Raw genomic sequence first — 14170 nt, forward strand, 5'->3', positions numbered from 1 at the left:
AATGAACTAACGCATTGTCCGCAGCAAAGGACAGATGTTCGCCAGTCAGTTCATCCAGTGAGAAAGGCGCGCAGTGCAATAAGTGCGGCTAGATAATACCCCGCTCTGCAAGATCTGCGCGGGTCGCTGAATCCATCCCGAGCAGCTCGCCGTAGATTTCCTCGTTGTGCTGGCCAAGTTCAGGTCCGACCCAGTCGACATGGCCCGGGGTTGCTGAAAGCTTGGGGGCGACATTCTGCATCTTGAAATTCTCGTGGCGTGGATGCGGCACATCGATAATCGCTTCGCGCGCGGCGAAATGGGGGTCAGCCAGCATCTCTGGCGCACGGTAGATATTGCCCGCTGGCACGCCATGTTCCTCGCAAAAATCAAGCACTTCCTGGCTGGTGTACTGCTTGGTCCATTCGCCGATCAGCTCGTCCAGTTCAGTCTGGTTCTCTCCGCGCGCGACATGGCTGTTGTAGCGTGGATCATCGCCGAGCTCTGCCTTGCCCATCATCGTCGCCATGCGCTTCCACACGCTGTCCTGATTGCCCGCGACGAGCACGCTGCCATCCTTTGTCGGATAGACATTGGACGGCGCGACCTTGGGCAGGATCGAGCCGGTGCGCTCGCGAATGTGATTGGCAACGGTGTACTCAGGGATGAGCGATTCCATCATCGCCAGCACTGCTTCGTAGATTGCCGAATCGACCACCTGCCCCTTGCCGGTCTTGTGGCGGTGGTTGAGCGCCATCAGCGCCCCAAGGCAGGCATAGGTCGCGGCGAGCGAATCGCCGATCGAGATGCCGGCACGGGACGGCGGACGGTCCGGCTCACCCGCGATATAGCGCATACCGCCCATCGCTTCGCCGATGCCGCCGTAACCCGCACGCGGGCTGTACGGACCGGTCTGGCCATAGCCCGAGACGCGGATCATGATCAGCGCTTCGTTGATCGCGGAAAGCTCTTCCCAGCCGAGGTTCCAGCGCTCGAGCGTACCTGGGCGGAAATTCTCCAGCAGGAAGTCCGACTTGGCGACGAGCTGGCGCACGATGTCCTGCCCTTCCTTTTCGCGCAGGTTCAATGTGATGGACTTCTTGTTGCGTCCGACAACGGAGAACCACAGTGGGATGCCCTGGCCCCAATTGCGCATTGCATCGCCAACCTTGGGCGGCTCGATCTTGATGACTTCCGCGCCGTGATCCCCCATCAGCTGGCCGCAGAACGGCCCCGCGATAAGCTGCCCCATTTCGATCAGGCGAAGTCCTTCGAGTGCGCCCTGTGCCATCATCAAAACCCTTTCCTTTTCCCGGCTCTCTCACCGCATGACCGCGATGCAGACGAAGCCAGACAACCCTTAGATCACCCTTAGACCACCGGCAGACCGCGCCAGACGACTTTGCGCCACCGCCAGACCACCGGCCAGAAATCCGAGCCGGGCCTATAGAGACAGAATTTGCATTTGTATACAATTTGCGTATTGAACCGCTCAGCGAATAACGAACCGAAGCGATTCCCCCATGCCTCATCCCTCCATTGAACTGGTCGAAGTCGGTCCGCGTGACGGCTTGCAAAACGAGCCAGACGTCATCACCACTCAAGACAAGCTCGCGCTGATCAATCGGATGATCGACTATGGCGCCAGACGGCTTGAGGTCGCGAGTTTCGTCCACCCCAAGCGCGTCCCGCAAATGGCCGATGCCGAAGACGTGATCGCTGGCCTGCCTGACCGTGATGACGTGACCTATATCGGCCTCACTCTGAACAAGCGCGGCGTGATGCGCGGGCTTGCGACCCGCGAAGGCGGCCCGAAGAACGGAAAGGGGCGCGGCATCGACCAGGCTGGCTGCGTGATCGTTGCGAGCGATACCTTCGGTCAGAAGAACCAGGGCCAGACCATCGCAGAAGGCATCGAGGAGAATCGCCAGATGATCCGCTTTGCCAAGGCCGAGGGGCTGCGGGTTCAGGTGATGATCTCTGCCGCGTTCGGATGCCCGTTCGAAGGGGAAGTGAAGCCCGAGACGGTGATGCAGATCGCCGAAGAAATGGCCGCGGAAGATCCTGAAGAAATCGCGCTCGCCGATACGATCGGAGTGGGCGTGCCGACGCAGGTCACCGACCTGTTCGGACGCTTGAGCGAATTACTCGGTGGGCGGATACCCATGCGCTGTCATTTCCACGACACCCGGGGCACCGGTATCGCCAATGCATGGGCTGCATATCAAGCGGGTGTAAGTGCCTTCGACGCAAGCCTTGGCGGGCTTGGCGGATGCCCCTTCGCCCCCAATGCGACCGGAAATATCGCAACTGAGGACCTAATTTATATGATGGAGCGTTCTGAGATCAGTACAGGAATTGATCTGGAAGCAGCCATCGCAACCAATCACTGGTTCGGCGCAAAGCTGGGCCGCACCTTGCCATCTCTGGTCGCGCGCGCGGCCTGATTGATTTCAAATGTTTGCGACTGCTCCCACAGCCGCGAAACGATAGGAACCGGGAGACACTATGACCTACAGGCTTGGCGTCGATGTTGGCGGGACTTTTACCGACCTGCTGCTGTTTGACGAGGAAACCGGCAACTTCTGGCGGCACAAGACCCCGTCGACACCCCACGACAGTTCCGAAGGGATCCTCAACGGGGTGCAGGCCATCACAGCTGAAGCAGGCGTCGCGGCCAAGGACATCGCCTATTTCCTCCACGGCACCACGGTCGCCACCAACGCCGTGCTGGAAGGCAAGGGTTCGCGCGTCGGCCTGATCGTGACCGAAGGCTATCGTGACGTGATGCAGATCGCGCGCAGCTTCGTCCCCGGAGGTCTTGCTGCCTGGATCGTCTGGCCCAAGCCGCAGCCTTTGGCCGCGCTTGAAGACACCGTCGAAGTGCCAGGCCGGATGGATGCGGACGGCAAGGAAGTGCGCCCGCTCGATGAAGATGCGATCCGCGCCGCGCTAGGAAAGCTCAAGGGCCAAGGGATAGAAGCGCTCACCGTCAGCCTGATGAACGCCTACGTGAACGGCGCTCATGAGAAGCGCATTGGCGAGATCGCAGCCGAGGTTCTGGGTGACAGCATTCCCGTCTCACTGAGCCATGAAGTGCTCCCCGAAATGCAGGAATATGAGCGCACCCTGTCGACTGTCGCAAACGCAGCCGTGCGTCCGGTGGTCGGCAAGTACGTCTCCAACCTGCGCAACCGGCTGGAAGAAGAAGGGCTGCAAGGCAAGCTCTCGTTGCTGCGCTCAGACGGCGGGTTGATGAGCAGCCAGAAGGCGGAAGAGCATCCGGTCAACATCCTCATGTCCGGCCCTGCGGGCGGGGTCACGGGCGCGCTGTGGGTCGGCAAGAATGCCGGGATCAAGAACATCCTCACGCTGGATGTTGGCGGAACCTCCACCGACGTCGCGTTGATCGAAGGGCTCGAACCGCGCCGTCAGCGCACGACGGAAGTCGGCCACTTGTCAGTCCGCGCCTCAGCGCTCGACGTGAAGACCGTGGGTGCTGGCGGCGGTTCGATCGCGCACGTTCCTGAACTGACCAAGGCGCTGCGCGTCGGCCCGGAAAGCGCCGGCGCGGTGCCGGGCCCGGTGGCTTACAACAAGGGCGGCACGTTGCCGACCGTGACCGACGCCAACGTCGTACTCGGCTATCTGCCGGAAGACCTGCTCGGCGGGACCTTCAAGCTCGACCGCGAAGGCGCGAAGAAGGCGGTGCAGACCATCGCCGATGCGCTTGGCATTGATCTGATGGCAGCGGCGCGCGGCATCATCGATATCGTCAACGAGAACATGTTCGGCGCGCTGCGGATGATCTCCGTCCAGCAAGGCTATGACCCGCGCGATTTCGCGGTGATGGGCTTCGGCGGAGCGGGACCGCTCCATGTCAACGCGGTTGCGAAACTGATGGGCAGCTGGCCTGCGGTCTCTCCGGTTTCTCCCGGCGTGCTGTGCGCGCTCGGCGATGCCACTACGCGGATGCGGACGGAAACCGCCCGCAGCTTCTCCAAGCTCGCCAAGGATACGAGCGTAGCGGACTTGAAGGCCGTGCTCGATGAAATGGCGCAGCAAACCCGCAGCGAACTCCTCAATGACGGTATTCCGGCAGAAGACATCACCAGCGAGTTCGAAGTCGATATCCGCTATGCGGGGCAGGCGTTCGAAGTGCCGCTGACGATCAGCCAGGACATCCTCGACAAGGACGGGATTGAAGGCATCTTGAAGCGATTCGACGACGAACACCGCCGCCTGTTCACTTTCAACATGGATACGCCGCATGAGATCGTGAACCTGCGCGCCGTAGCGATGGGCCAGGCCCCCGCGCTTCCCGCAGCCGAGCTCAAGAAAGGCAATGGCGATCCTTCGGCTGCGAAGATCCGCGACCACACGCTGTGGATGGACGGGCGCGAACAGGCCGCTGTGATCTACGACCGTGCCAAGCTGCTCCAGGGCGATATCATCCCCGGACCTGCGATCATTACGGAAATGGACTCCACGACACTGGTCGAAAGCGGTTGCACCGCAACAGTCGACCATGTCGGCAACATCCTCATCAACCCAAATCAGGAGGGCTGATCCGATGCCAGCACAAATCATCGAAACCAATTCGACGCCCTTCAAGAAGATCGACATCGATCCGGTCACGCTCGACATCATCGAAAATGCGCTGCGCAATGCGCGGATCGAGATGGACGCGACGCTGGTGCGAACCGCAATGTCGCCGGGCATTCGCGAACAGGGCGATGCCTTTCCGCTGATCGCCGACCCCAAGGGCAAGATGATCGTCGGCCAGTTCGGCAGCTTCATCGACGGCTTCCTGAAAGGCTTCGACGGCACGCTGGAAGATGGCGACATGATCTTCCTCAGCGATCCCTATTCCTGCGACGGCGCAGTTAGCCACTCGAACGACTGGCTGGTGCTGCTCCCCGTTTTCAAGGATGGCCGCCTGATCGCCTACACCGCAATGTTCGGCCACCAGTCCGACATCGGCGGTTCGGTCCCCGGCTCCATGCCGATCGGTGCAAGCTCGATCTTCGAGGAAGGCGTGCGTATCCCGCCGGTCAAGATCTGGAAGAAGGGCGAATACAATGACGACCTGATGAAGCTCGTCATGCACCAGACCCGCAAGCCCGACTGGTGCCAGGCGGACCTCAACGCTCTGATCGCGAGCTGCCGCGTCGCCTCCAAGCGCGTACTGGAAATGGCTGACCGCTTTGGCGACGACGTTTACGTATCGGCCACCCAGGAACTTCTCGCGCGCAACTATCGAGCGATGGAAGCGCTGATCAGCCAGGCGATCCCGGAAACCCCGGTCAGCTTCGAAGATTATCTGTGCGATGACGGCAAGGGCTACGGCCCCTACAAGATCAAGTGCACGATGTGGCGCGAAGGCGGGAAGGTCATCCTCGACTTCGACGGAACCGACCCGCAGTCCGCCGCTTCGATCAACTTCCTGCTCAATGAGAACATGTTCAAGATGTTCTTCGGCATCTACATGATCATGGTGTTCGACCCGCAGATCCTGTTCAATGACGGGTTCTACGATCTGATCGAAGTCCGTATCCCGGAAGGCAGCCTGCTCAAACCCAAATTCCCGGCAGCCCTGTCGGGTCGCACCCACGCGTTAGGCCGTATCTTCGACATCCTGGGCGGTTTGCTCGGTCAGGGTACGCCGGAATTCCTGAACGCAGCCGGCTTCAGCTCAAGTCCGCACCTGTTCTATTCCGGCTGGGACAACAGGCCAGCGAGCAAAGGTGAATGGTTCCAGCTGTTCCAGATCGGCTTCGGCGGCATCCCCGGACGTCCGCTGGGCGATGGGCCGGACGGTCACTCGCTGTGGCCGGGCTTCACCAACGTCCCGAACGAATTCCTCGAGCGCTATTTCCCCATGCGGATCGAGCGTTACTCGACCGAGCCTGACAGCGGCGGGGCGGGCCTGCACCGCGGCGGCAACGGCATCCGGATGAGCTACCGCTTCCTCGCGGACGGCAATATCGCGATCCATGACGACCGCTGGTTCGTCCCGCCATGGGGCGTCAACGGCGGGCACCCCGGCAAGCGCGCGAAGAAGATCCTCGAGAAAGTCGATGGCACCACGCAGATCGTCGGCAACAAGATCGAAGACGTGCCGGTTTCAGCAGGCGACGTGCTCCACTTCATCACCTGGGGCGGCGGCGGCTGGGGTGACCCGCTTGAACGCGATCCGGAACTGGTCGGCCTCGAAATCCGTCAGGGTCTCGTAACGCCGGAAGGCGCGAAGGATTATGGCGTAATTGCCGATGCTGATGGCAATGTCGACGCGGCGGCGACCGCAAGCTTGCGCGAAGAGATCAAGTCGACGCGCGGGGAGCTCCCGCTGTTCGACTATGGCCCCGGTATCGAGGCGCTGCGTGCAAACTGCGAAGCGGAAACGGGCCTGCCCGCTCCGAGGCAGCCGCTGTGGTCCGATCACGAGGTTGAGCTGGCTCAGGCAGCGGAATAGATCGCACTTGCACGCAGCAAGGCGGGAGATTGCGATGATCCGAATGGCTGGTTTGGTAGTCGCAGCTTTCGCGCTTCCCGCTTGCACGCCCTCCGAGCAGATGCGGAGCCAGTGGGCCGCAGCGCAAGAGGAACAGGAAGCGCAGCTCGCGGCAGCAGGGGCGCGCTGGCAGACCCTTTATCAGGCAGGCGATTGGGAGGCTCTACGCTCGCTCTACACCGATGACGCGGTGCTCATGACACAGGGCCAGCCCAAGATCGAAGGCGCGGACAATATCATCGCCTTCCTTCGGCGGGTTCCCAATGCAGGCGGGACGGTGCAATTTCAGTTCGAAAACGAGGAAGTGGTAGCAGAATCGGCTTACGCCAATCCGCACTATGGCGTGGTCACCGCGAAATATCTGATGACGATCACGTTCCCCGGACAGGCACCGGTAGAAGTCGCAGGCCGCTCACTGCTAATTTACAAATGGCAGGACGGAGAATGGCTGCTGTGGCGCGACATCGATAACCTCGCGCCTGACGCAAAACCTGAAGACTTCGCCAGCTAGGCGGAACTCAATCGCCGTTGGGGTAGCGTTCTGCCATGCGGTAGAACAGCTCGGTCAGATAGAGCGGCGAGGTATCAGGCGCTTCCAGCCAGCCGGTCAGATACCAGCGCTCGTCCACTTCTTCCCACAGCGACAGGACATGGTTCCAACCTGCCATCGCCTTGCCGGCATGGCGATATGGGCGGCCTTCAGCATCGCGCGCATCCTCGCGGAAACCAATCCGCCAGTCGAGGCGGCAGCTGGTCAGCCGCGCAGGACCCGGAATGCCGAGATCGAGCACTGCGGTGAAATGCAGGTCGACGCTTTCGTGAAGGTGCTCATTACCGCGCCAGTACGCGAGCACAGAGGGAAACTCTGTGAACAGCTCAGGGACTTCCTCAGCCTTGTAGAAGCGAAAATGATCGCGCCGCCAGAAGTCAGCGATCCCTTCAGTGGTGAGGTTCGCCCAGGCAGCAGAATAGTCGTCCAGCACTTCGCTGAAGTCAGGTTCCTCTGCCATCGCCTTTACCCCTTCTTCCAAGCTGCGCCGCCGACCCAATCGCCTGCCACGCCGAGAAATTCTTCACAGCGGATAGACTGCCACACGCCTGCAGCAAAATAGGGATCGGCTTCGAACTTTGCGCGCGCTTCTTCCTGATCCTTGGCCTTGATTACAAGCAGCGAGCCAATCGTCTCATCGCCTCGCTTCAAGGGGCCCGCAATCGCATAGTCATCAATATTGGCTTCCACATGCGCCAGGTGCGCGTGCAGGTCACGTTCGCGCAGGCTCGCGCCGTTTTCGCCGTCTCGGCAATAAAATGAAAATAACGGCATCGCGTCAACCAACCTCCACGCATTCAATCAGCTCGCAGCCTGCACCAATAGCGGTTGCAGCACGACGGCCTTCATACATTGCCCCTTCGCGCGTCGCAGGTTCTTCGAGCCACTCTGCTTCGCATTCGTCAAGGCTTTCGACCGCGAGCGTGACCAGTGCATTGCCCGGCGGCAGCATGCCTTCGTGGCGCGGGCGCCGCATTGCGCTACGCGGATAATCATCGACTTCCACAATCGGCATGCGGCCTTGCTGGACCATCGTGATCGTCGTTTGCGTGTCAGGCGCGAGACCGAACGCATCGTTGATCATGGAGTACGGCAATGTGTAATCGACGCCCCGCTCCAGCCCAAGATTATCCGCATACCAGTCAACGCTGGCCTTGCGGTCAGGCGTCGCAAGGACAACGATAAAGATGCGGTCAACCGGGGACTTCGCCTTGGGCAGTTCGTTATCCGAAGTGCTGTTCAGAACCTGGTTGAGATAGATCATCTCCTTGCCCGGTCCCAGCGCCTGCATCGGAATGAAAGTCGGTTCCATATTCTCCAGCGTCTTGGGTGGGCCAACGATGGTGAAGAGATCTTCCGGCAAGGCATCGGGCCATTTCCACACGTCTTCGACCGTCGTCTCGAACGCCGCCCAGCCGTAAGTCGTGGTCGGCTTGAAGCCTGGAAATTCGGGCTGCTCGACCAGCCGGAACCAGCACGGCTCACCTGATTTGGGCTGCAATACCGCATAGGGCGACCCGGCATTGGCCGGGCAATTCCAGCTGGTGGCCAAATCCTCGTCGAGCTTGCCTTGCTCAATCAGGTCAAGGCCCAGCACGTCGCGGTAAGCACGCAATCCTGCTTCAAGATCAGGGATCGTCGAGAGCCCGCCAAGAATTGTCCCGTGTTCAATCATCGCAGCATTGTCTCCCATGGCGAGCCAAGCCATTGCGGCCTAACCGATTGCGACAGGCCTGCGACTTGCGCGCCTGTAACTGATCGACTCGCGGACACGGCAAGGGTTCCCTGCGCATGTTCCACGCTTCAGAATTCCGGCTTGCGCTTGTCAATGAAAGCGCGCGTGCCTTCCGCAAAATCCTTCCCTTCGAAAGCTTCTGCAAAGATCCGCAGCGAGTCCGCATCGTCCTCGCCCTGCCCGTCCAGAACACGGCGAACAAAGCGCTTGATCTCGCGAATCGAATGCGGTGACGCGGCAAGAATCTGCTCGATCAGGCGTTCCGGCTGGTCCGTTATCTCTTCGATCAGGCCAATCCGCTCAGCCTCGGAAGCCGGGATCAGATTGCCAGTATAGAGCATCCGCCTCGCGTGGCCGGGGCCAACCAGATCGACCAGCAGCTTTACATCGTGCAAGGGGTAGACGAGGCCGAGCTTGGCAGGCGTAATCCCAAAGCGTGCTGTCACACTTGTCGCGATGCGAAGATCGCAGGCTAGCGCTATCCCGCAGCCGCCACCAATGCAGTCGCCTTCGATAATGGCGAGCGTTGGCAACCGGTGTCGGGTAAGCTCATACTGAGCGCGGTTGATCGCCGCCTGGTTGGCCGCGCGCCACCCGGCATCGTCCTTGTTGGCGAGCATTTCGGAAATGTCTGCGCCAGCGCAAAAAGCAGCACCGGGTTCAGCAGCGCGAACGACCAGCAGCCGCAAGTCCGTATTGCGGGCCGCCTGCTCAAGCAGGCCGGGCATGGCCTGCCACATTGCCATGGTGAAGGCATTGCGCTTGTCCGCCCGGTCGATCAGCAAGTGCGCGACCCGGCCTTCGACTTCCAGTCGCAAACTCATGCCAAAACTCTTGCAGCAGCGCGCATCAGTGCATCTCTTCACCGCCGCTGACGTTGAGCCCTTCGCCAGTGACGTAACAGGCCGCATCGCTCGCCAGCCACAGGCAGGCCTGCGCGGTGTCGCTTGGCAGGCCGGGCCGACCCATCGGGTTCTTCGCGCTCATATTGGCGAGATAGTCCTGAACGGTCGCGAAGCCCAGCAGCTTGGAGAAGTATTCATTCTGCTCGGCGCCCAGCGCGGTGGTGACATGGTTCGGGCAGACGGCGTTGACCGTGATCCCTTCCTTGCCGAGCTCAACCGCGCTGGCACGGGTCAGCCCGATCATCCCGTGCTTTGAACTGACATAGGCGGCAAGGTGCGGGAAGCCTGACTTGGCGGCTTGGCTGGCGATGTTGATGATCCGCCCGCCTTGTCCGCGCTTCACCATCGCGCGGGCCGCTGCCTGCGTGCAATAGAACGCGCCGGACAGATTGACGGCGATCACAAGATCCCACTCGTCCTTGATATCAACATCGAGGAGGCCCTTCATTTTGAAGCCGATCCCGGCATTGTTGACGAGCACATCGACCCCGCCAAAGTGCTCGACAGCACCTGCGATCAGAGCTTCGCACTGGTCTGGCTGCGACACGTCGCAAGCGATCGTCGCAACCTTCGCCCCGCGCGAACGCAGTTCCTCTGCGACACCTTCTGCTTCAGCATCGATTGCAAGGTCGGAGACGACGCAATTTGCGCCCTCATCGGCAAAGGCCTGCAAGATGCCCTGCCCCAGCCCCTTCTCCTTGCCGGAGCCGGTGACGATGATGGTCTTTCCTGTAAACTGGCCCATGGTGTGCAAGCTCCCCCTTACAGATCTTCAGTCAGAATGAATTGCGGCGCATCGGCATAGACCTGGAACGGCGCAGCTGCCGCCTGGAATTCGGGATCCGATACATCCGCGATGAAGTCCTCCATGTTGGTGATGTCGAGCACTTCGAAATACTGGAACGGCGGGGTTGCTTCGGGATCGCCAAACAGGCCGGTCGCCTTGTGCACGGTAAAGCTCTTCACGGATGGGAGCGCGCCCGCTGTCGGTACATCCTTGGTCTTCGCCCATTCCTCATATTCGGCCACATCCGTGCCAGGCTTCAGGTTGAACGGAACGATGATACGCATGGGGGTCTCCTTCGGTTTCCTTGAGCGCTTCAGACGCGCAGATTGCTGTCAGGCTGGCAAAATAAAGTATTCCAGCGGGTGATCGAATATCCTAGTGTCCGCCTGCGCCGGAGCAAGCTCGCGGGCGAGCGCCATGCGCTTGGCTGACTGCTCTGCGGTCAGCGGATTATCCCGGCTACCAAGCGTCGCGGCGATCGCATGAGTGGCGCTGGTTCCGTCCGTGAGCGTGACCGTCAGCGCTTGCGGGAAAAGCGCATTGGGATCCTCGTTGCCATCGGGAACGAGGGTGAATTTCTGCGCCAGCGCGGCAAGCTGCGGGTCAGCCATGTGCTCGGGCGTGAACCGACGCGGGTCGATCCGTCCATCGGTGAGCATCAGCGCGCTGAGCCATTGCAGGCACAGGCGCGCATAGGCGGGCGTCATCTCAGGCTTGTAGGGCCGCTCAACCAACCGCCGGATCAATGGCGGGCAAGCGAGCACCATTCGCTCCACTTGCGCCGCATCAAGCGCGAGTTCTTCCAGCTTGCCCAGTGCGCCATGGCTGGCCCGGCCTGATGGGTAGGGCTTCACGCTGACTTCACTGATCCGCCAGACCTCACCCAGATGGTCGGTGTAGCTGCTGAGATCGCCCTTATCGAACAGCGTGAAATAGCCGAACTGCCCTTCGAGCGGGTCCTTGGGGCCCGGAAACCCGGCCTTGGCAAGGTCGCTCGCGGTGATCGCAGCGCGCGCCGCATTGGCGATCTGGAATGGTAGGGTCGCTAGCCCTTCGACATGGGCCTGCATGGTCCCCGCCGCGCTGCTGTAGGCAAGCCCCAAGGTGTCATCCAGCGGTGCGTCATCGATGCGCGCGACCGCCAATGCGGCCCCCAGCAACCCCGCCGTTGCAGGGCGAAAGAAGCTGAGCCCGGTGTCGGCAGCAAGACCCACGCCTGCTGCGACATCCACGCCAACAGCAAGCGCGACGAGCGCTTCGTCAGAATCGCAACCGCCCTTGCGGTCGATCGCAGCGCCAAGTGCGGCAACAACAGTGCTGAGCGCATGGACAACCGCAGGCTCGTGCACCGCATCCCATTCGAGGCAATGAATGCGGTAGCCATTGACGAAAGCGGCAGCGGGTGCGGGTAGCCGCTCAGCCGTCCCGAGCAGCCTTGCCTCTTCGCCTGCGCCCATCGCTCGCGCAGCAGTGAGGATCTGGTCTGCGCCCGGCGCTTCAACCGCAGCCGCCCCGACCGCCAGCGTGTCGCCGAGCAAACGGAGCGCGTCGGCGCGCACATTGGATGACAGGACATGGTTCGCAGCTGCGAACTCAAGGATGCGCTGCGTCGGAGTCACCGAACCAAACTCCCTAAAACCATGCTGCAAGTCACCGGCCGTTCCCAGGTCCGCACTAGTGCCAAACCGGCGAGCCAGTCCAGCAAATCAACCCGCGCACGCTTGCGCTCGCTTTTGCCGAAAGGACGCGTTAAAGTCCGGACAAATCGACAGAGAAGAAGGGCGCTCATGTCAGCGCCCCTGCATTCAGGACTGGATGGCGAAGATCTTGGCGAGCAAGGCGACAAAGGCGAAGAAATCGCCGAAGACCACAAAGGCACCGCGCTATCTGCAGCTGGCAGGGCAGCTGCGCGAATCGATCCTGGCCGGAGACTTTGGCGATGGCGAGCAGTTTCCCACCGAGACCAGCCTGTGCGCGCAATTTGATGTCAGCCGCTTTACCGTTCGCGAAGCGCTGCGCCGATTGGAGGCAGAAGGCCTGATCCAACGCAAGCGCGGATCGGGTACGACGGTCCAGCCCCCTGCGGCCCGCGGTGGAGCGCTGCACCAGCCGCTCTCCAGCGTCAGCGACATATTGCAGTATGCTCGCGGCAGCGCAGTGGTTTACCGGCCTGCAGGTCGCGGTCCTCTCCCTGGCGACATTGCTGAGGAGATCGCTCGATCCACGGATGGTATCTGGACTGTGTTCCACGGCCTGCGGCAGCAGGGATATGGCGAAAAACCGATCGCCGCGACGACGGCCTATTTTCACGAACGTCTGGGAGATGCGATCAACCGACTGGACCTCAACGCCAGCCCGAGGACGCTGTTCACGCAGATCGAACAGATCGCAGGTGTCAGCGCGAGCAAGGTCACTCAGGACATTCAGGCCACCGCGGCCAGTGCCGAGCTGGCTGAGAAACTGGAAGTCGAAATCGGCAGCCCGGTTCTGCGAGTGCTGCGCTGCTATGTTGATGCGAGCGGCGAGATCTACCAGATTTCGCTCAGCCATCACCCGGGCGACCGTTTCGCCTACTCGATGAATATTGACGTGGATCGCTAGGCTCATCCGTCACCCAGCCCCGGTACTTTGCCCGGCCTCCATTCCGCACCCGCAAACCGGATCGCAGGCGCGATATGCCTGCCGCCTCCTTCGCTTTCCATGAGCAAGCCGCGCTCTGCAATATGCGGCTCGTCAAAGGCTTCGCGGAAGTCCAGCACAGGCGCAAAGGCGACGTCCTTGTCTGCGAACCAGCGGACCCACTCCTCGCGGGTCTTGAGAGCAAAGGTTTCGCGCAGGAATGCGATCAGCTCACCTTGCTCGCCAGCGGGCCTTTCCGCGAGTGGCACAAGGTCTTCGCGGCCAAGCGCGGTGAGAAGGTTATGCGCGAATTTGATCTCGCGCCCGCCAAGCACCACATGCTTGCCATCTGACGTCTCATAGACCTGATAGAGGGCTGCTCCGCCAAGGCTGCGCTGGGAGGCAGAACGCGGTGCTTCGCCGCCTGCAATCGCGCTCCCGGCAGTATGCGCGCACCATGGCAAGATGCTGTCGAACATCGCGCAATCGATGTAAGCGCCATCGCCAGTGCGCGCCCTTCCGACCAGCGCCATCAGTACAGCGGAAAGGGCCGTCAGGCCCGCGGCCATATCCGCGCTTGCCGCGCCGGGGACGACCGGTGCTCCATCGGACCCGTCATTGACGGAGAGGAAACCTGCCAGCGCCTGCACCGCCAGATCATGCGCCGGATGATGGGCGAGATCGCCGCGCTGACCGAAGGCGGAAATCGAGCAATAGATAATGTCAGGCTTGATCGCCTTCACGCTGTCATAGTCGAACCCGAGCCGCTCCATCACGCCGGGCCGAAAGCCTTCGACGAAGACGTCTGCGCCCGCGATCAGGTGGCGCAATTCCTGCTTCCCTGCATCGCTTTTCAAATCGAGCACGACCGATGTCTTGCCGCGATTGAGGTTGGCGAACCACACTGAATGCTCAGCATCGCCATAGGTGCCGAACGGGGCCTGCTCGCGCGCGGGATCGCCATGAGATGGCTCGACCTTGATGACCTCGGCGCCCTGATCGGCCATCATCACGGTCATCATCGGTCCCGGCAGGAACATCGATAGATCGACCACGCGGATGCCCGATAGCTTGCCCATTC

At 61.3% G+C, this 14170-nt stretch carries 14 protein-coding genes; 5 read left to right on the forward strand and 9 right to left on the reverse strand.

All coding sequences use genetic code 11. From position 1 onward, the window contains the following. Positions 1–88 precede the first annotated feature (88 nt). Positions 89–1273 (reverse strand): CaiB/BaiF CoA transferase family protein, encoded by a 1185-nt coding sequence (locus ACG9DO_RS02050; RefSeq protein WP_394730061.1) that lies wholly within the window; start codon positions 1271–1273, stop codon positions 89–91. Between the two features lie 229 nt (positions 1274–1502). Between ACG9DO_RS02050 and ACG9DO_RS02055 the strand changes: the two genes are divergently transcribed. The 4 genes from ACG9DO_RS02055 (at position 1503) to ACG9DO_RS02070 (ending at position 7004) form a co-directional block, all read left to right on the forward strand. Continuing rightward, the gene (locus ACG9DO_RS02055; protein WP_394730062.1) at positions 1503–2426 is read left to right on the forward strand and encodes a hydroxymethylglutaryl-CoA lyase; all 924 of its coding nucleotides are present in this window, start codon (positions 1503–1505) and stop codon (positions 2424–2426) included. Positions 2427–2487: 61 nt separating this feature from the next. After that, complete coding sequence (locus ACG9DO_RS02060; RefSeq protein WP_394730063.1) at positions 2488–4548, forward strand: hydantoinase/oxoprolinase family protein; 2061 nt, start codon at positions 2488–2490, stop codon at positions 4546–4548. Between the two features lie 4 nt (positions 4549–4552). After that, positions 4553–6454, forward strand: coding sequence for a hydantoinase B/oxoprolinase family protein (locus ACG9DO_RS02065; protein ID WP_394730064.1), 1902 nt, complete (start codon positions 4553–4555; stop codon positions 6452–6454). Between the two features lie 43 nt (positions 6455–6497). Then, positions 6498–7004, forward strand: a complete 507-nt coding sequence (locus ACG9DO_RS02070; RefSeq protein WP_394730066.1) for a YybH family protein — start codon at positions 6498–6500, stop codon at positions 7002–7004. A 7-nt stretch (positions 7005–7011) separates the two neighbouring features. On the opposite strand, the gene ACG9DO_RS02075 is transcribed toward ACG9DO_RS02070, so the two are convergent. The 7 genes from ACG9DO_RS02075 to ACG9DO_RS02105 all read right to left on the reverse strand — a co-directional run bounded on the left by ACG9DO_RS02075 (position 7012) and on the right by ACG9DO_RS02105 (position 12089). Continuing rightward, complete coding sequence (locus ACG9DO_RS02075) at positions 7012–7503, reverse strand: hypothetical protein (protein ID WP_394730067.1); 492 nt, start codon at positions 7501–7503, stop codon at positions 7012–7014. 5 nt (positions 7504–7508) lie between these two features. Next, on the reverse strand, positions 7509–7817 hold the full coding sequence (locus tag ACG9DO_RS02080; RefSeq protein ID WP_394730068.1) for a YciI family protein: 309 nt from the start codon (positions 7815–7817) through the stop codon (positions 7509–7511). A gap of 4 nt (positions 7818–7821) precedes the next feature. Beyond that, positions 7822–8736 (reverse strand): hypothetical protein, encoded by a 915-nt coding sequence (locus ACG9DO_RS02085; RefSeq protein ID WP_394730069.1) that lies wholly within the window; start codon positions 8734–8736, stop codon positions 7822–7824. 110 nt (positions 8737–8846) lie between these two features. After that, positions 8847–9602 (reverse strand): enoyl-CoA hydratase/isomerase family protein, encoded by a 756-nt coding sequence (locus ACG9DO_RS02090; RefSeq protein WP_394730070.1) that lies wholly within the window; start codon positions 9600–9602, stop codon positions 8847–8849. Between the two features lie 25 nt (positions 9603–9627). Next, positions 9628–10428 (reverse strand): SDR family NAD(P)-dependent oxidoreductase, encoded by an 801-nt coding sequence (locus ACG9DO_RS02095; protein ID WP_394730071.1) that lies wholly within the window; start codon positions 10426–10428, stop codon positions 9628–9630. Positions 10429–10445: 17 nt separating this feature from the next. Then, a complete protein-coding gene (locus tag ACG9DO_RS02100; RefSeq protein ID WP_394730072.1) occupies positions 10446–10754 on the reverse strand; it encodes an REDY-like protein HapK in 309 nt (102 codons plus the stop codon). Between the two features lie 48 nt (positions 10755–10802). Next, positions 10803–12089, reverse strand: coding sequence for an MmgE/PrpD family protein (locus ACG9DO_RS02105; protein WP_394730073.1), 1287 nt, complete (start codon positions 12087–12089; stop codon positions 10803–10805). Positions 12090–12285: 196 nt separating this feature from the next. Between ACG9DO_RS02105 and ACG9DO_RS02110 the strand changes: the two genes are divergently transcribed. Beyond that, a complete protein-coding gene (locus tag ACG9DO_RS02110; protein WP_394730074.1) occupies positions 12286–13071 on the forward strand; it encodes a GntR family transcriptional regulator in 786 nt (261 codons plus the stop codon). A 2-nt stretch (positions 13072–13073) separates the two neighbouring features. Here the strand turns inward: ACG9DO_RS02110 and ACG9DO_RS02115 are convergent, their stop codons facing one another. Beyond that, positions 13074–14168 (reverse strand): CaiB/BaiF CoA transferase family protein, encoded by a 1095-nt coding sequence (locus ACG9DO_RS02115; RefSeq protein WP_394730075.1) that lies wholly within the window; start codon positions 14166–14168, stop codon positions 13074–13076. Between the last annotated feature and the right edge of the window lie 2 nt (positions 14169–14170).

The sequence above is a fragment of the Altererythrobacter sp. GH1-8 genome (genome assembly GCF_043702085.1).
Classification (GTDB): Bacteria; Pseudomonadota; Alphaproteobacteria; order Sphingomonadales; family Sphingomonadaceae; genus Erythrobacter.